Origin of the sequence: Oligella sp. HMSC09E12 (assembly GCF_001808505.1) — a bacterium.
GTDB lineage: Bacteria > Pseudomonadota > Gammaproteobacteria > Burkholderiales > Burkholderiaceae_B > Oligella > Oligella urethralis.
In genome coordinates this window covers 66955-83428 of record NZ_KV793514.1, presented here as the reverse complement: position 1 = coordinate 83428, position 16474 = coordinate 66955, and the positions used below count along the sequence as shown (strand labels likewise).

Here is a 16474-nt window from a genome sequence, read left to right as displayed (position 1 = left end):
ATCTTAAAGCCGAGAGTGAGCCCCCTCATGACTCGGCTTTTTTACTGTATCTATGTATTACCGAGCACAACATGCATAATGAAAATGATATTGTGATGTCAATCAAGGGCATCAGTAAATCCTACGATAATGGCTTTACCGCATTAAAAGAAGTGAATTTAGATATCCATCGGGGCGAAATTCTAGCCCTTTTAGGTCCGAACGGTGCAGGTAAAACCACGCTTATCGGTATTATCACTGGCTTGGTCAAGGCGAGTTCGGGTGAGGTGGTAATGAATGGATTAAATACCATGCAACATCAGCGCCAATTACGTCAAAAAATTGGTTTGGTGCCTCAAGAACTGCTGACAGAGTCTTTTGAAACCGTGTTAAACACGGTGCGTTTTAGTCGAGGTTTATTTGGCTTAGCACCTAATCCCGCATTTGAGGAACAGTTGCTGAAGGATTTATCGTTGTGGGACAAGCGTCACAATAAAATTCTCAGCCTCTCGGGTGGTATGAAGCGGCGCGTGTTAATTGCTAAGGCTTTAATTCATGAGCCGGAGGTTTTATTTTTGGATGAACCAACGGCTGGCGTCGATGTGGAGTTACGCCATGACTTATGGCGTATGATACGTCGCCTTTCCCAAGACGAGTCATTAACTGTGATTTTGACCACGCATTATATTGAAGAGGCCGAGGATATGGCGGACCGAATTGCGGTGATTAATGCGGGTGAAATTATGCTGGTCGAAGAAAAGGAGAGGCTGATGCAACAATTTGGGAAAAAAACACTGCGCATCAAGCTAAAAGAGCCACTTACCGAGTTGCCCAAAGCGTTGCAGGAGGCTGCCTTGGAGTTGGTGGATAATGGACAAAGCCTGCTGTATACCTATCATCAAGATGGTGACGTGGCTAATCAGGACGGTGCTAGTTTATCAGAGCTACTCAGCTTATTATCGGCCAATAATATAGAAATTCTGGATTTGATCTCGCAGAAAAGCAGTTTAGAAGAGATTTTTGTTTCTTTGCTGGAGAATCAAGATGGCGCAGCGAAAGCGCTTAAGGAGTAGGGATGAATTTTTTTGCAATTAAAGCGATTTATCGTTTTGAAATGGCGCGTGCTTTACGTACTTTTTGGCAAAGTATTTTTTCACCGGTGATAACGACTTCATTATACTTTATCGTTTTTGGTGCAGCGATGGGCTCTAGAATCGGTGATATCTCAGATGTCAGCTATGGCGCTTTTATTGTACCGGGCTTATTAATGATGTCTTTGCTAGGCCAAAGTGTCAGCAATGCCTCTTTTGGGATTTATATGCCGCGTTGGAATGGGGCGATTTATGAGGTATTATCAGCACCGATTAATGCAATGGAAATTATGCTCGGCTATGTCGGCGCTGCAGCCACAAAAAGTATTATTTTGGCTATTTTGATTTTAGTCACTGCTCGTCTTTTTGTGGATTATAGTATTCAGCACCCAGTCTGGATGGTGATCTTTTTACTACTGACAGTGATTAGCTTTAGTATGTTCGGATTTATCATCGGTCTCTGGGCGGATAGTTTTGAGAAGCTACAAGTCATTCCTTTAATGGTATTGACACCCTTAACTTTCTTAGGCGGTGCCTTTTATTCAATAGACATGCTCCCCGGTATTTGGAAAACGATTGCCTTATTCAATCCGGTGGTTTATTTAATTAGTGGTTTCCGTTGGAGCTTCTATGGGGTATCTGATGTTAATCATATCTTGAGTTTTGGGATTATTCTCGCTGTATTATGTGCGTGTAGCGTATTAATCGCTATTATTTTCAAAACCGGGTATAGACTAAGACCGTAGTCATGGTAGGCGGTGGTAAATGAGTTTATAGTAATGAGCGATACTGGATTTTTCTGATATCGCTTTTCTGTTAAAAATACTTTTTTTGTGGTTGTCTCATGAAAAAAATAGGGGTGATTTTTTTACAATTGATCGTTTTTTTCTTGGCTGTGCTGATACATATGTTTTTTGGCTTAGGTATGAAGCATACTTTCCTGTTTATCCGGAGTGGTTTATTCATTTGTTGCTCAGAATTTGCCATATAACTCAAAAATATTGCGGTCAAGAGACGCTTTACGACTTGTATTTCTTGAGCGGTTCCATTATTAATGTCAGCGTACTTGCGCTAAGTATCTATTTGATTTATCGTTTTTTAAAATCAAAGCAAAAAGCCGATAGCAGTACTTAGTCTGTCTATCGGCTTTGCGTTTTAGTCAAAATGACAAGCTACTTATTATCTTCGACTTTACGTAGATGTGGGAAGAAGAGTACATCACGGATGCTGGCGCTATCGCTTAAGAGCATAATTAAGCGGTCAATCCCGATACCACAGCCACCGGTGGGTGCCATACCATATTCTAAGGCACGAATATAGTCAGCATCGTAGAACATGGCTTCTTCATCACCCGCATCTTTTGCTTCAACCTGTGCTAGGAAGCGTTGTGCTTGATCCTCAGGGTCGTTTAACTCCGAGAAACCATTAGCAATTTCACGTCCTGTAATAAAGAGCTCAAAACGCTCAGTAATGTCAGGATTATCATCCGAAGCACGTGATAGTGGGGATACCTCAGCCGGGTAGTCAATGATAAAGGTAGGGTGCCATAGTTTACTCTCTGCCGTTTCTTCAAAAAGCGCCAACTGTAAAGCACCTAAGCCAGCACGACTTAATACCGGGCCATCCACTTCTGCGCCTAAGAACTTTCTTAATTCATTGCGTACAAAGTCGACGTCTTGTAATTGGGCTTCAGTGTATTCTGGCGCATGCTTTAAAATAGCTTGGATAATAGTTAGCCGCTCAAATGGCTTGGATAAATCCAGTGCTTGACCTTGATAGCTTAGTTCTTGCGTGCCTAGGGTGCGTTGCGCAACCTCGCGAATCACAAATTCGGTAAAATCCATCACCCAGCGATAATCACGGTAAGCAGCATAGAACTCCATCATGGTAAATTCCGGATTATGGCGCGGGCTGACTCCCTCATTACGGAAGTTACGATTAAGTTCAAACACACGTTCAAAGCCACCCACGATCAGACGCTTTAAATAAAGCTCTGGCGCAATGCGTAAGTACATATCCATGTCTAAGGCATTGTGGTGGGTAATAAAGGGTTTAGCCGCAGCGCCCCCAGGAATCGGGTGTAGCATTGGCGTTTCCACTTCCATAAAGTGATGCTCCGCCATGATCTGACGTAGGTTATTGAGCGCTTTACTGCGGGTGCGGAAAGTCTGACGTGTTTGCTCGTTCATAATCAGATCGACATAGCGCTGACGATAACGAATTTCTTGATCGGACAAACCGTGGAATTTATCTGGTAGTGGGCGCAAGGACTTTGAAATCAGACGCAAGCGATTAGCATGAATGGATAATTCACCGCGATTAGTTTTAAACACGCGTCCTTCAACCGCTAAAATATCACCAATATCCATGTGCTTAAAGGCCTCGTAGGCCTCCTCGCCAATGGCTTTTTTATCTAAGTAAATCTGGATGCGACCGCTACTATCTTGGAGGGTTGCAAAGCTCGCTTTACCCATAACGCGCTTTAGCATCATACGGCCGGCAACCTTAGCTGGATTAGCTTGGGGGTCAAGCACTTCTTTTTCTAAATCATCATATTTAGCGTGTAAATCAGCAGCATGGTCTGCGGGTACGAAATCATTAGGGTAGGCTTGTCCCTGCTGACGTAACTCGGCTAACTTTTGACGACGTTCGGCAATTAAACGGTTCTCATCAAGTTGGCCTTCAGCAGTGGCTGTGCTATTTTCTTGTTCTGACATATTTAAATTCCTTGTTTTAAGCTGGCCTCAATAAAGGGGTCTAAATCCCCATCCAGCACCTTTTGTGTATTTGAAACTTCAACTCCAGTGCGCAAGTCCTTGATGCGACTTTGATCCAGTACGTAAGAACGAATCTGATTACCCCAACCCACATCACTTTTAGCATCTTCGACAGCTTGTAGTTCACTTTGACGCTTACGCATTTCATACTCATAAAGCTTAGAGCGCAACATGGACATGGCTTCGGCTTTATTACGATGTTGAGAACGGTCGTTTTGGCACTGCACCACAATACCTGTAGGGTTGTGCGTAATACGCACAGCTGAGTCGGTACGGTTCACGTGCTGACCACCAGCCCCACTGGCACGAAAGGTGTCGATACGTAAGTCGGCAGGGTTAATTTCAACTTCAATTGAGTCGTCAATTTCCGGATAAACATAAATGCTGGCAAAAGATGTATGTCTGCCCTGAGCCGAATCAAAAGGGCTTTTACGTACCAAACGATGAACCCCGGTTTCAGTTCTTAAAAAACCGTAAGCATAGTCACCCTCAATTTTAAGTGTGGCGGATTTAATACCGGCCACGTCACCATCGGACTCTTCGAGTACCTCGGCTTTAAAATCCTTATGCTCACAATAGCGCAAATACTGTCTTAATAGCATCGATGCCCAATCCTGGGCTTCGGTACCGCCGGCACCGGCCTGAATGTCTAAAAAACAGTTTAAGGGATCAGCGGGATTAGAGAACATCCTTCTGAACTCAAAATCTTCAATGATTTTGGCGTAGCCAGCCACGCTTTTCTCAAGGGCAGCAAAGGCTTCCTCATCATTTTCATCAATAATCAAATCAAGTAACTCTCGGCTATCCTGCAAATTGACTTTAAGCTTGTCTAGTACTAACACTACATCATCTAGGCTCTTTTTCTCCTTGCTGATAGCTTGAGCTTTTTCTGGCTCATTCCAAAGTTCGGGATTTTCAAGCTCTAAATTAACCACTTGTAAGCGTTGCCACTTACCCTCGTAGTCAAAGATACCCCCGTAAACCGGCTTCTCGTTCGATTAAATCATCAATTTCAGCAGCCAAACTATTTTGCTTTTCGGCTTCCATGGATTATTCCTTTAAGTGTAAAATATATTATCTCTTCTAAACCCTATATTTTACAGGGTTTAGCAGCTTTTTGGGCAAAGTAGAAACGTTTAAATGCTAAGGACTTGGTGGGTTAGAGATGTTTCTATAAGCGCCACCTACTGTACCTACCATCTCATCAATTGCGCCGCGAGGATTTGGGTGAGCGCAAGCAAGGAGCGTACTTAGCAGTCCTAGCAGTAATGCTTTAGTCAAGGTATTCATATCCATTTGAATCAAGATCGATAGGCACAAAAACTAATCACTGAACCGCTGTGTAAGCTTCTGCATGTTGTATCAGCAATTGTACATTGACTTGCCCATTCCATTCATTGGCTTTCAGCTCATAAACCACACGTGCCATCTCTGGTAGTAGTTCTGTATGATTAAACCAAATGGCGTCATATAGCACCTGATCTTTTTCCAGTCGTAGCTTTAAATGCTTATCTTTGAGGATGCGTTGGGAACGCACGATAAATACATCATTAAAGCAGGGCGGCGGAAAACCGGCACCCCATACTTGTTGATCTAGTAAAGTGGCCACTCGGCTGCTCGCATGTTCAGTAGCAAGCGGACCATCGGTTTCAATCACAGAGGCAAAGCTGCTTTTACCGCTCATCGTGATAATGGCTTCGTGTAAGGCGAGCTTAAAAGCCTCAAAGTCTTCTTGGCGAATACTTAAACCGGCTGCCATGGCATGACCACCAAATTTTAAAATCATCTCAGGATGACGTTTAGAAACCAAATCTAATACATCTCTTAGGTGTATCTCTGGAATAGAGCGTCCAGAGCCACGCAGCTCACCATTATCGGCTGGTGCAAAGGCGATTACCGGGCGCCAAAACTTTTCTTTAAGGCGTGAGGCAACGATGCCGACCACACCCTGATGCCAATCCTCCTTATAAACAGCAATGGAGGCTAAGGGGGTAGCATTTTGCTCCTCTTCTTGGGCTAATGATTCCAAGGCCTGCTCATTCATTTCCTGTTCGATATGGCGACGCTCTTGGTTGATTTTATCGAGTGCCTGAGCTAGTTGCATCGCTTCTGCTTCATCTTCGGTGATTAAGCAACGAATACCAATGCTCATATCGGCTAGACGTCCAGCGGCATTAATTCGAGGACCGATTCTAAAGCCTAAATCACTGGCACTGGCTTGATGATAACTGGTACCAGATACCTCAAACAGGGCTCGTATGCCGGGGCGCATCAGTCCTCTGCGCATGCGTTCAAGACCTTGGCTTACTAGAATACGATTATTTGCATCTAGCTTGACCACGTCAGCCACTGTACCGAGTGCCACTAAATCCGCTAAGCTGTCTAAACGGGGCTGATTAGTTGCATCAAAATGACCACGCTGCTTTAATTCGGCCCGCAACGCCATGAGTAAGTAGTACATCACCCCCACGCCGGCCAGGTTTTTTGATGGAAAATGGCAATCCGCTTGGTTAGGATTAACAATGGCTAAGGCAGCGGGCAATTCATCCCCGGGTAGGTGGTGATCCGTCACAATCACATCAATGCCTTGTGCTTGGGCATAATTCACGCCATCGACACTGGCAATGCCATTGTCCACGGTAATAATCATGTCAGGTAGCTCATCGTAACGTGCCAAAATCAGATCAATGACTTCACGTGATAGACCATAACCCGTCTCAAAGCGATTGGGTACCATGAAGTCGACCGTAGCGCCCATAGCTTTAAGCCCACAGATTGCTACTGCGCAGGCAGTGGCACCGTCACAATCGTAATCAGCGACAATCAAGAGGCGCTTATTTTGTTCAATGGCATCAGCAATCAACTGTGCCGCTTTTTGGTTTTGGCTCAGTTGCTGGGGATGGATTAATTGATTCCAACGGTAGTCGGTTTGGCTTGCGGATTGTACACCGCGCGCTGCATATAAACGGGCGAGTAGGGGGTGTAGGCCGCTCGCCTCAAGTGCTTGACTATGTGCTGTTGAGCTTTGACGCTCTTTGATTATGACTGATGCCACCATGATTTCCAATGATTTGATTGTTTAAAGGTATTGACTGTGCGTTGCCAGAGGCTCAATGGTTGAAGCTTGATTAACTGATCGTAGCCGGCCAATAAAAACCGGCTGCTTTTGGGAACCGCAGTAACGGGTCCTCGATAAATAATTGCCGCGTGGCTATCCGCTTCCTCCTGCCCTGGTTTTAAACTATTAAATGGGTTATCAGCCTTGGCCTTGGCTGCGGCACGGGCGTGATGGTATTGGGCACTTTGGACCGTGTTAATATCCGCTTCAAGTTGCGGCAACAGATCAAGCCATTGGCCCCAATTCTCATTGCGATAGGCTTGCTCTAAGGTAGTAATCACGGCATAGGGAGATAAGGGAGTCGCCTGAATTTGCTTAGGATGTACACCGCCGTATAGCCACGGGCTGTTAATTTCTTTCAGTCCTTGAGCCTTGCGCTGCTGATTGACCTCATGCTCATGCCAAAGCATTTGCACTTCGTTTAGCAATTGGCGTAAGGACTGATTTTTGTCGTCTTTAGGCCAATAGTCGTGTAATTTTTTATACGATAATAGATTTGGTGTGGCAATACTGCCGGCAAAGGATTGGGGCAGGGAAATGACCCAATGATCGGCATGAATTGCAATTAATTTAATTTTTTTCTCAGCAAATAGATATTTGACCGCTTCAAATAATGCTAAGCTTTGCTCTTTAGTTATCTGTAGCTCATGACTTGGGAACAAGCGTGTACTTTGGAAGTCTATGTGTATATTACAGAGGGCTAGCGTGTAAATGCCGTGATAGTCATCAATGCGTTGCGTCTGATAATCCAAACTTGGCAACGCATCCGCATAGCGTTGACCGGCAATGGGGTTAAAATCCTGCTGTTGCACCTGATAGTATTCCGCTGGGGTGCAGCCAATCAGATCACTATCAAGTTGATAGCGAGTCGGCTGATGCTGCTGTAAGCGCTTAATAAAGGCCGAGTCTTGAGGGATTTCTTTGATAAGCGCAGTTGCGATGCGCTTTGGTGGTAGTGCACCGGTAATAATAATTTCCATCATATAATTGTAATAGTTAACGCAGTAGAAAGGTTTAAAGTGTTCAAAACACCATATGAATTATGGATCGGTAGTCGTTATGCCGGTTTAACTCGTTCGCGCGGGCGCGGTAAGCGTCGTGACGGCTTTGTGTCATTTGTGGCCGGTAGTTCCATGGCCGGTATTGCTTTGGGTGTGGCCGCGCTCATCGTCGTGATGTCGGTGATGAATGGCTTCCAAGTGCAAGTCCGAGATCGTATGTTATCAGTTATTCCCCATATACAGGTCTTTCAAGCAGATGTGGATGCGGTGACAGGCTTAGAAAAATGGCAAGAAATTGCTGCTATTGCACAGCAAAACCCCCATGTTATCGGTGCCTCGGCCTTTGTTTCGTCGAGCGGTATGCTGAGCCGAGGCGATACCTTACGTGGGGTAGAAATCCGCGGTATTGATCCGCTCAATGAGCATCAGGTCTCTGATTTGCCTAAGCAAATGATTGCCGGTGAGTTGGCAAGCTTAGAAAAAGGCTCTTTTAATATTGTGCTCGGTCGTTATTTGGCTAATATGTTGGGTGCCTATGTGGGGGATACGGTGCTGTTAATGTCGCCTCAAGGCTCAATTAACCCATCGGGTTTTGCCCCTAGAATGCGCCAATTTACCGTATCCGGCATTTTCTCATCGGATCATTATGAGTACGACTCCTCCATGGCCTTTATCAGCGTGGATGATGCAGCGATTTTATTTAGGGACAAGGGCTTAGCCGGCGCCCGTTTGCGCATTAAGGATATGCTTAAGGCACAAACGGTGGCCGATGAGCTGTTAGTGTCTATGCCGGCTGGTTTGGTTGTCAGAGATTGGACGCAGGATAATCGCACTTGGTTTGCAGCGGTTAAAACTGAGAAGCGTATGATGTTTTTGATTTTAACCTTAATTGTGGCGGTGGCTGCCTTTAATTTACTGTCATCTTTAGTGATGGCGGTTAAAGATAAGCAGTCGGATATTGCGATTTTACGTACTTTGGGTGTGAGTCCTTTTTCTATCGCAAAAATCTTTTTGGTGCAGGGGTCCTTAATCGGTATTATCGGCACCTTCTTGGGGGTCGTGTTGGGTTGTTTGATTGCCTATCATATTGATGTGATTATTCCGGCGATTGAAGGGCTGTTCGGTGTGCAGTTTTTGGATCCGAGCATTTACTTTATTACCCAATTACCGTCCGAGCCGGTACCTCATGATATTTTAGTGGTGGCCGTGGTGTCTTTGGTGCTGTCGTTATTGGCTACACTGTACCCAAGTATTCGAGCTTCACGTTTACAACCGGCGGAGGTGCTACGTCATGATTAATTCCGTAGCTAAGCAAGCCGTGATTATCGCTAAGGATGTGACCAAGGTCTACCATGACGGTAGGGAAGAGTTGCAAATACTTAGTGGTGTTAATATCTCAGTGGCTTTGGGCGAGATGCTAGCCATTGTTGGCGCATCTGGTTCAGGTAAAAGTACCTTATTGCATATTCTTGGCTTATTGGATAAACCAAGCTCTGGTGAGGTATTAATTGACGGCCAAAGTAGTCACAATTTATCGGAGCATGAGCGTAGTATTATCCGCAATCGTAAATTAGGCTTTGTCTATCAATTCCATCATTTATTGCCCGAGTTCTCAGCCTTGGATAATGTCGCCATGCCCTTAATTGTACGCCGGATGCCGCGCTCAGAAGCACGCGAACAGGCGGCTGAGGTGCTTGAAAAAGTGGGCCTAGCAGAGCGCATATTGCATAACCCCGGCCAATTATCTGGTGGTGAAAGGCAGCGTGTGGCCCTAGCACGTGCTTTAGTGACGCAGCCTTTATGTTTGTTGGCAGATGAACCTACTGGTAATCTTGACAGCCGCACAGCGGCCAATATGTTTGATTTGCTAGTGCAGATTCGTCAAGATTTTAATACTGCTTTTATTATTGTGACTCACGATCAGAAATTAGCTGATTTAGCCGTCCGTCAACTCCTGATGGAGCGTGGGGTGCTATCAGCCGCTAGATAAGAGTTATATTAAATTCTGATGCCTATGTTGATCGATAGCCACTGCCATTTAGATGATGCTTTGTTTGACTCTGACCGCGAGGATGTGATTCAATCTGCACAGTCTGCTGGTGTCAAAGCCATTATTATCCCAGCCGTGATGCAGGCAAATTTTGCTGTGGTACGACAAGTGGCGCAGCAATTCGAGGGTGGTTTTTATACCTTGGGTATTCACCCGATGTGTGTGCAGCAAAGTGATGAGGAGGATTTAGACTTTTTGGCAGATGCGGTAAAGGAATCCATGTCAGATCCACGTTTTGTTGGTATCGGTGAGATAGGACTGGATTTTTTTATCAAGAACATTGCTGAGGGTGAGCCGCGTCAAAAGCAAGAATATTTTTATAATGAACAATTAAAGTTAGCTCGACGTTATGATTTCCCCGTGATACTGCATGTGCGCCGTTCACAGGATATCATTTTGAAGTATTTGCGTCGTTATGATGATTTACGAGGCATTGCGCATGCCTTTAACGGGAGTGAGCAGCAAGCTAATCAGCTGATTGAATTAGGTTATTTACTTGGCATTGGTGGCGCCATGACTTTTGAACGTGCCAAACAAATACGCGCTCACGCCACACGTTATGATTTGAGTCATTATGCCCTGGAGACCGATTCTCCGGATATTGCGCCTGCGTGGTTGGGGTCGCACACAGCCCGTAATACACCTGCTCAGGTCAAGGGGATTGCCGAAGCCTTTGCTGTGCTTAGAGGGCAGAGTTTAGCAGAGATACAACAACAAACAGGGGAAAATGTCTTAAACACTTTCCCCAAAATCAAAGCGTTATTGATTTAACACAAGTGCTGGATTAGTACATGTGTAAACCGCCGTTGATAGCGATATTGGCACCGGTCATAAAGCCTGCGCTTTCAGAGCAGATATAGGCGACTAATTCACCGATCTCCTCAGGCTTACCTAAACGACGCATCGGGATTTGTGGGATGATTTGCTCATTCACAATCTCTTGAGGCATTTGAGCGACCATCTCAGTCATGATATAACCTGGTGATACCGTGTTAACGGTAATGCCTTTAGCCGCAAACTCTAAGGCTAAGGTTTTGCTAAAGCCATACATACCGGATTTAGCAGAAGAGTAGTTAGCTTGACCAAACTGACCCTTGCTACCATTGACCGAAGAAATAGTCACAATACGACCCCACTTGGATTCAAGCATATCATCAATGACTTGCTTAGTGACATTAAATACTGAATCTAAGTTAGTACGTAATACGGCTTCCCAGTCTTCATAAGACATTTTGCGGAATGAACGATCCTTGGTGATACCGGCGTTATTAACCAAAATATCAATTTTGAAACCATCCACATGAATTTTTTCAACCATTTGCTGACAAGATTCAAAATCGGCAACGTCAACAGCATAAGCTTTAAAATCATAGCCGTCTTCTTTTTGCTTGGCGAGCCACTCAGTGGGATTGTCGGATACATAATAGGCAACTAGTACTTGATGACCGCGATCGGCAAGTGAACGAGCGATAGCAGTACCTAAACCGCCAATACCGCCGGTAACCAAAGCTGTTCTTTTTGTTTCACTAGTCAAAACACTTCTCCTAAAAAAGGTTATTTAATAACGTGTTAATACTTATCTAAATAATAACAAGTTATTATGAAAATAATGTTGCAACGCAACAAAAAAGTTCGAAATTTAAGCCTCGTCAAAGGATAAACAGGGGAGAAATTCGCCGCTTTTTGGGTTTCTATAGTACAACATACCGGAGGCGATACCAAAGTAGGCCCCGTGTAGAAATAAATCACCGCTTTCTACACGTTCCTTAACCGTTGGGAAAGTCATTAGATTATTAAGACTATGCTCAACCACACCTAATTCAATTTGACGAATCCAAGAGGCCTCATCCTCTTCAGCTTCGGGACGTGGACCGATTTTATCCACCACACCTTTGATTTGCGACATCCATTTGCCGATAAAATCGCTTTTTGAAAGCGGGGCGATTTTATTCGCATAGGCGCGCACACCGCCACAGTTAGCGTGACCTAAGACCACAATATGACGTACACGCAGTGCATTAGTTGCGTATTCGACTGCCGCGGAGGTGCCATGTTGGGTGTCGGCATTAGAGTGACCGCTCTCGACTGAGGGCACTAAATTAGCAATATTACGAATGACAAAGAGTTCACCCGGTCCAGCGCCGAAAATAATCTCCGGTGCTACGCGTGAGTCACCACAGCTGATGACCATAATTTCAGGGACCTGTCCCTGCTCACCGAGTTGCTTATAGAGATGGCGCTCCTTTTCCATGCGCCCGTTAAGGAAGTCGTTATAACCGTTAATTAATCGTTGGGGAAACATAGTTAAAAAGATTAAGTTAATACCCTTATATTTTACACTGCAGCACACCATTTCTCTTTAAAAAAGCCGCTTTGAATGGACAAATTTAGCCGCTGGTGAACTATGTAATTGCTGTTGCAGTAGCCTAAGCCTATGGATGACAGGGTTTGGAAAGATGGTAATTTGGTTTTTAATGATCTTGTCGGCGCTTAGTGGTTTTGTGGTAGTGCAGCAATTACCAAGTTTGGTGGCACTTACTAACTTATTGTGGGCCTTTGGCCTTTGTTTAGTGAGTGGCTTGTATATTACTTTTTTTAGTACTTGGCGTGCTGAATTACGGCAGCCCTTAGTGTTGCTTATGAGCGGTTTGTTGCTGTTTTTAATGAGTTTTACTTATGCCACGTGGCGTGCAGAAACTAGACTAGCTGATGCACTGGCGCCCCAGCATGATAATCAAGTATCTAAATTGGTAGTAGAAGTCAGTGATCTAGTGAACTACGGTGATAGCTATTTACAGTTTGCGGCGCGCGTTCTGAGCTCTAGGCCAGCAAGCGGGATTCCTAAGCAGGTGTATTTGCGTTGGTCCTTTGGCGCTTTTAGTGGACCTTATCAGCAAAGACCACCACTGCAAGAGCCCATGCCTGAAATTAAACCGGGTGAGATCTGGGAATTTTCGGTGTTATTAAGAAAACCTTATGCGGCCTTTAATCCAGGGCAAGGGGATATGCTGAGTTATCGCTTTGCGAATAATCAGCGTGCGATTGGTACGATTAAGGGGCAAGGCAAACGTCTGGCTGAGCAAGGGGATTGGCGTTGGTCTATAGAAGTAGCGCGCTGGCGCCATGAGTTACGTAAGACAATGAATCGTTACTTAGTCGATAAGCGCTATGGTGCCGTTATGATCGCTTTGGTGATGGGTGATCAAGCAGCGATTTCGCAAGAGGATTGGCGCCTATTTAATCGGGCTGGATTAACCCATTTGGTTTCAATCAGCGGCACCCATATTACGATGCTTAGTTCTTTAGCCGCTTTGCTCAGCCTAATGTTGTTACGCCGTTGCTCCTTGGCTACAAAACTGTTGGCTGAGCGTGTGGCAGCACAGCGTTTAGCGGCTATCGTTGCTCTCTTTGTTGCTTTTTTATACTGTCAAGTAGCGGGCTGGGGTGTGCCAGCACAGCGCAGCTTTTTTATGCTGTTGATTTTTTTTGTAAATTGGCTATTTGCTTTGCAATGGTCTATTCAAATGGTGCTTAGTCTCGCGGCCTTATTCATATTAGTACTTGATCCGTGGGCATTGATGAGTATTGGCTTTTGGCTTTCCTTTGCGGCTATGTTGCTGCTAGTTACTCTTCTCAAAGAAGTGGCTAAAGGGCAGAATCTCAAGCAACGATTACAGTTCGCTATACGCTCATGGCTGCGGGCGCAGCTTGCGGTGTTTGTCGGCTTAGCTCCCTTATTAGCTTTGCTGTTTAATCAAATTTCATTGATTTCACCGATAGCCAATGCCTACGCTATTTTTATCATCGGTACTGTAATCACGCCCGCAAGTTTACTGCTAGCCTTTACCTCACAATTTGATGCCTTAGCCTTTATTAACCAAGCGCTTGCTGATGCCGTGCATTTTTTATTGTACTTAACGCTGACACTCAGTGCCAAACTGGCGGCCTGGCCTTATGCCTTATTAGATGTGTCAATGCTTTCAAAAGCAGCTGTGGTGTTTGCCTCGATGGCGTTCTTGCTGTTACTTAAGGTAGGTTTATCTAAATGGACTGTGCTTGCGATGTTGTCTTTTGTGCCGATTGTTAGTGGCAGCGGTAGTACTAAGGAGCTTTTAAAGGCAGGGGAATGGCAAGCCCATGTGTTGGATATCGGTCAGGGTAGTGCAGTTTTAATCAGTACCGAAAATAAGCATTGGTTATTTGATTTAGGACCTCGTACCTCCTATGAACATGAGGCTTCTAATCGTATTACGATACCGGTCTTAAGAGCTTTGGGTGTTAAACATCTGGATTATGTTGTGGTCTCGCATAGTGACCTGGATCATGTGGGTGGTTTTTCTGAATTGATTAGTCAAGTGTCAGTCGGGCATGTGTTTGCCTCTTTTCGAGTGGATCAGTGGCTTAATCAGGAGGAACAGGTATTTGCTAAGGACTATAGTCCATTAAATTCCGCACTTAAGGCAGAGGCTTGTTATGCTGGGCAGCAGTTCGAGCACGATGGGGTGCGTTTTAGCTTTATTTGGCCTGAGCCCCTGGATATCTTACCGCTTAGCGCAAAAAGTGCCAATGCAGAGAGCTGTGTGTTATTAGTCGAGGGGCGCTACCATAAGTTGTTGCTTACTGGCGATATTGATAAAGGTGTGGAAAATAAACTGCTGGTGGCACAGCGTTTGCCACCGGTGGATGTGATGGTGGTTGCGCATCATGGTTCAAAAACCTCTTCCTCTAAGGCTTTTGTAGAGCATAGCCAAGCGACGATAGCGATTGCTCAAGCAGGGCATTATAACCGCTATCATCACCCTGATCCGCAAGTGGTCCGTCAATGGCAGCAAGCAGGGAGTCTTTTTTACAGCACCATTGATAGCGGTGCCATCCGGGTGCAGTCACGTGCCTTGGGTCTATTGCATCAAGCAGAAAAAGAGCAACGAAAGCGTTATTGGCATTAAAGGACTATAATAGAACAAGCTTAAGTTGTTAGATCAACGCTAAAATTTATAGGATAGCTCATTGAACATTAATCATTTTATGCCAGTGGATTTGCATTGCCACTCTACCATTTCAGATGGTGTTTTAGCACCTGCCGCAGTAGCTGAGCGTGCCTACCATAATGGTGTACGTTTGTGGAGTCTCACTGATCATGATGAAGTAGCAGGTCAAGCAGAAGCACAACAAGCGGCTCAGGCCTTAGGCATGGATTATGTCACGGGGATCGAGATTTCAGTGACGTGGCAGGATCGTACCTTACATATGGTGGGCTTAGCCTTTGATCCTGAAAATCAGACCCTAAATGAGGGTTTAGCGGCGATTCGTGAGGATCGTAACAGTCGCTCATTTAAAATTGCTGAAAAATTCGATGCCTTAGGTATTCCAAACACCTACCAAGGTGCTTTAGCCTTGGCTGACAACCCAGACTTAATCAGCCGTTCTCATTTTGCCCGTTATTTAGTACAGGCAGGGCATTGTAAAAGCATGCAGGAGGTGTTTGATCGTTATCTGAGTGATGATGGGCCAGCCAATGTACGAACTGCGTGGGCCTCATTACCCGAAGCCGTGTCTTGGGTGAAGGCGGCTGGTGGGGTTGCGGTGATTGCGCACCCGGGACGTTATAAGTATAGTCGCAGTCAGTTTGTGGAGTTATGGCGTACTTTTAAGGCCTTGGGCGGAGAGGGTGTTGAGGTTGTCACCGGTTCACACACACCGGATCAGTATTATCAATACGCTGATGTTTGCAGACAATACGGCTTTTTTGCTTCTGCCGGATCGGATTTCCATGGGCCTAAGGAGGGGCGTTTAGATTTAGGTCATTTACCGCCCTTACCAAGTGGCTTAACACCCATTTGGCATCATCTTGGGTACCGCCAGTATTAATTTGGATTGAATAATGAGTAAGGCGTTTGTAAAAGAAGATAGCGAGCTTGATGATGACTTAATGACTGCGGATGCATCAATTCCGCAGGGCGTTAAAAACTATATCACGCGTGAGGGCTACAATAAAATGCGTGAGGAATTAGCGGATTTGCTCAATAACGAGCGTCCCGCTGTGGTCAATACCGTTTCTTGGGCCGCCTCAAATGGCGACCGTTCGGAAAATGGTGACTATATCTATGGTAAAAAGCGCTTGCGTGAAATCGATCGACGCATCCGTTTTTTAACTAAACGCATTGAAAGCATTGAGGTTGTGGATACGCATCTACAAACAAATCGTGATCAAGTGTTTTTTGGTGCCACGGTCGACTATATCAACCAAGACGATGAGGCTTTCAAGGTGACCATTGTCGGGATAGATGAAGCAGAGCCATTAGCCGGAAAAATCAGTTGGATATCACCGGTTGCACGTGCCTTAATGAAAGCAAAAGAGGGGGATGTGGTGTTTGTTAAAACCCCTAATGGCATGCAAGAACTGGAAATCCTTGAGGTTAGCTACCCAGAACACTAAGGTTTTGCGCTATGTGCATTGA

General features: G+C 45.1%; 14 protein-coding genes. 8 read left to right on the top strand and 6 right to left on the bottom strand.

Translation table 11 applies throughout. The annotated features are described in order from the left end of the window. Positions 1-71 precede the first annotated feature (71 nt). Both HMPREF3179_RS00480 and HMPREF3179_RS00475 read left to right on the top strand, forming a co-directional pair. Positions 72-1052, top strand: a complete 981-nt coding sequence (locus HMPREF3179_RS00480; protein WP_070469265.1) for an ABC transporter ATP-binding protein — start codon at positions 72-74, stop codon at positions 1050-1052. A 2-nt stretch (positions 1053-1054) separates the two neighbouring features. Beyond that, a complete protein-coding gene (locus tag HMPREF3179_RS00475) occupies positions 1055-1816 on the top strand; it encodes an ABC transporter permease (protein ID WP_048768250.1) in 762 nt (253 codons plus the stop codon). 426 nt (positions 1817-2242) lie between these two features. Here HMPREF3179_RS00475 and lysS read toward each other — a convergent pair whose 3' ends face one another. The 4 genes from lysS to HMPREF3179_RS00455 all read right to left on the bottom strand — a co-directional run bounded on the left by lysS (position 2243) and on the right by HMPREF3179_RS00455 (position 7948). Then, entirely contained in the window at positions 2243-3787 is a 1545-nt protein-coding gene (lysS, locus tag HMPREF3179_RS00470) for a lysine--tRNA ligase (protein WP_070469249.1), read from the bottom strand. A 2-nt stretch (positions 3788-3789) separates the two neighbouring features. Beyond that, positions 3790-4894, bottom strand: a protein-coding gene (prfB, locus tag HMPREF3179_RS00465) for a peptide chain release factor 2 (RefSeq protein ID WP_115074321.1) whose coding sequence is annotated in 2 segments (ribosomal slippage) — positions 3790-4812 and positions 4814-4894 — 1104 coding nt in all. Because the reading frame shifts where the segments join, the coding sequence is not laid out codon by codon here. 280 nt (positions 4895-5174) lie between these two features. Continuing rightward, a complete protein-coding gene (recJ, locus tag HMPREF3179_RS00460) occupies positions 5175-6905 on the bottom strand; it encodes a single-stranded-DNA-specific exonuclease RecJ (RefSeq protein WP_018026037.1) in 1731 nt (576 codons plus the stop codon). Then, positions 6887-7948, bottom strand: a complete 1062-nt coding sequence (locus HMPREF3179_RS00455; RefSeq protein ID WP_246824313.1) for a hypothetical protein — start codon at positions 7946-7948, stop codon at positions 6887-6889. The genes recJ and HMPREF3179_RS00455 overlap by 19 nt, the downstream gene beginning before the upstream one ends. Before the next feature lie 36 nt (positions 7949-7984). Here HMPREF3179_RS00455 and HMPREF3179_RS00450 point away from each other — a divergent pair, with 36 nt between their 5' ends. From HMPREF3179_RS00450 to HMPREF3179_RS00440, 3 genes are read left to right on the top strand one after another with little or no spacing between them, the layout of a single operon-like run. After that, the gene (locus tag HMPREF3179_RS00450) at positions 7985-9265 is read left to right on the top strand and encodes a lipoprotein-releasing ABC transporter permease subunit (RefSeq protein ID WP_036557664.1); all 1281 of its coding nucleotides are present in this window, start codon (positions 7985-7987) and stop codon (positions 9263-9265) included. Next, positions 9258-9956: an ABC transporter ATP-binding protein gene (locus HMPREF3179_RS00445; protein ID WP_070469246.1), complete on the top strand. Its 699-nt coding sequence runs from the start codon at positions 9258-9260 to the stop codon at positions 9954-9956. Before HMPREF3179_RS00450 ends, HMPREF3179_RS00445 begins: the two co-directional genes overlap by 8 nt. A gap of 24 nt (positions 9957-9980) precedes the next feature. Then, on the top strand, positions 9981-10787 hold the full coding sequence (locus HMPREF3179_RS00440) for a TatD family hydrolase (RefSeq protein WP_070469245.1): 807 nt from the start codon (positions 9981-9983) through the stop codon (positions 10785-10787). 13 nt (positions 10788-10800) lie between these two features. Here the strand turns inward: HMPREF3179_RS00440 and phbB are convergent, their stop codons facing one another. Both phbB and HMPREF3179_RS00430 read right to left on the bottom strand, forming a co-directional pair. Continuing rightward, positions 10801-11550 (bottom strand): acetoacetyl-CoA reductase, encoded by a 750-nt coding sequence (phbB, locus tag HMPREF3179_RS00435; protein ID WP_070469244.1) that lies wholly within the window; start codon positions 11548-11550, stop codon positions 10801-10803. 105 nt (positions 11551-11655) lie between these two features. Then, positions 11656-12318 carry a carbonic anhydrase gene (locus HMPREF3179_RS00430; protein WP_040614047.1) on the bottom strand — a complete coding sequence of 221 codons (663 nt, stop codon included), beginning with the start codon at positions 12316-12318 and terminating at the stop codon, positions 11656-11658. Positions 12319-12472: 154 nt separating this feature from the next. Between HMPREF3179_RS00430 and HMPREF3179_RS00425 the strand changes: the two genes are divergently transcribed. The 3 genes from HMPREF3179_RS00425 (at position 12473) to greB (ending at position 16452) form a co-directional block, all read left to right on the top strand. Further along, the gene (locus HMPREF3179_RS00425; RefSeq protein WP_070469243.1) at positions 12473-14962 is read left to right on the top strand and encodes a DNA internalization-related competence protein ComEC/Rec2; all 2490 of its coding nucleotides are present in this window, start codon (positions 12473-12475) and stop codon (positions 14960-14962) included. 79 nt (positions 14963-15041) lie between these two features. Further along, on the top strand, positions 15042-15884 hold the full coding sequence (locus HMPREF3179_RS00420) for a PHP domain-containing protein (RefSeq protein ID WP_018026045.1): 843 nt from the start codon (positions 15042-15044) through the stop codon (positions 15882-15884). 13 nt (positions 15885-15897) lie between these two features. Next, entirely contained in the window at positions 15898-16452 is a 555-nt protein-coding gene (gene greB / locus HMPREF3179_RS00415; RefSeq protein ID WP_048768875.1) for a transcription elongation factor GreB, read from the top strand. The last annotated feature ends 22 nt before the right edge of the window (positions 16453-16474 follow it).

Excerpts from the sequence above, each read along its gene's own strand:
- greB (WP_048768875.1), top strand. The coding sequence starts at position 15,898 with ATGAGTAAGGCGTTTGTAAAAGAAGATAGCGAGCTTGATGATGACTTA.
- HMPREF3179_RS00420 (WP_018026045.1), top strand. The coding sequence starts at position 15,042 with ATGCCAGTGGATTTGCATTGCCACTCTACCATTTCAGATGGTGTTTTA.
- HMPREF3179_RS00430 (WP_040614047.1), bottom strand. The coding sequence starts at position 12,318 with ATGTTTCCCCAACGATTAATTAACGGTTATAACGACTTCCTTAACGGG.
- HMPREF3179_RS00455 (WP_246824313.1), bottom strand. The coding sequence starts at position 7,948 with ATGATGGAAATTATTATTACCGGTGCACTACCACCAAAGCGCATCGCA.
- HMPREF3179_RS00445 (WP_070469246.1), top strand. The coding sequence starts at position 9,258 with ATGATTAATTCCGTAGCTAAGCAAGCCGTGATTATCGCTAAGGATGTG.
- HMPREF3179_RS00480 (WP_070469265.1), top strand. The coding sequence starts at position 72 with ATGCATAATGAAAATGATATTGTGATGTCAATCAAGGGCATCAGTAAA.
- lysS (WP_070469249.1), bottom strand. The coding sequence starts at position 3,787 with ATGTCAGAACAAGAAAATAGCACAGCCACTGCTGAAGGCCAACTTGAT.
- HMPREF3179_RS00425 (WP_070469243.1), top strand. The coding sequence starts at position 12,473 with ATGGTAATTTGGTTTTTAATGATCTTGTCGGCGCTTAGTGGTTTTGTG.
- recJ (WP_018026037.1), bottom strand. The coding sequence starts at position 6,905 with ATGGTGGCATCAGTCATAATCAAAGAGCGTCAAAGCTCAACAGCACAT.
- HMPREF3179_RS00475 (WP_048768250.1), top strand. The coding sequence starts at position 1,055 with ATGAATTTTTTTGCAATTAAAGCGATTTATCGTTTTGAAATGGCGCGT.
- HMPREF3179_RS00440 (WP_070469245.1), top strand. The coding sequence starts at position 9,981 with ATGTTGATCGATAGCCACTGCCATTTAGATGATGCTTTGTTTGACTCT.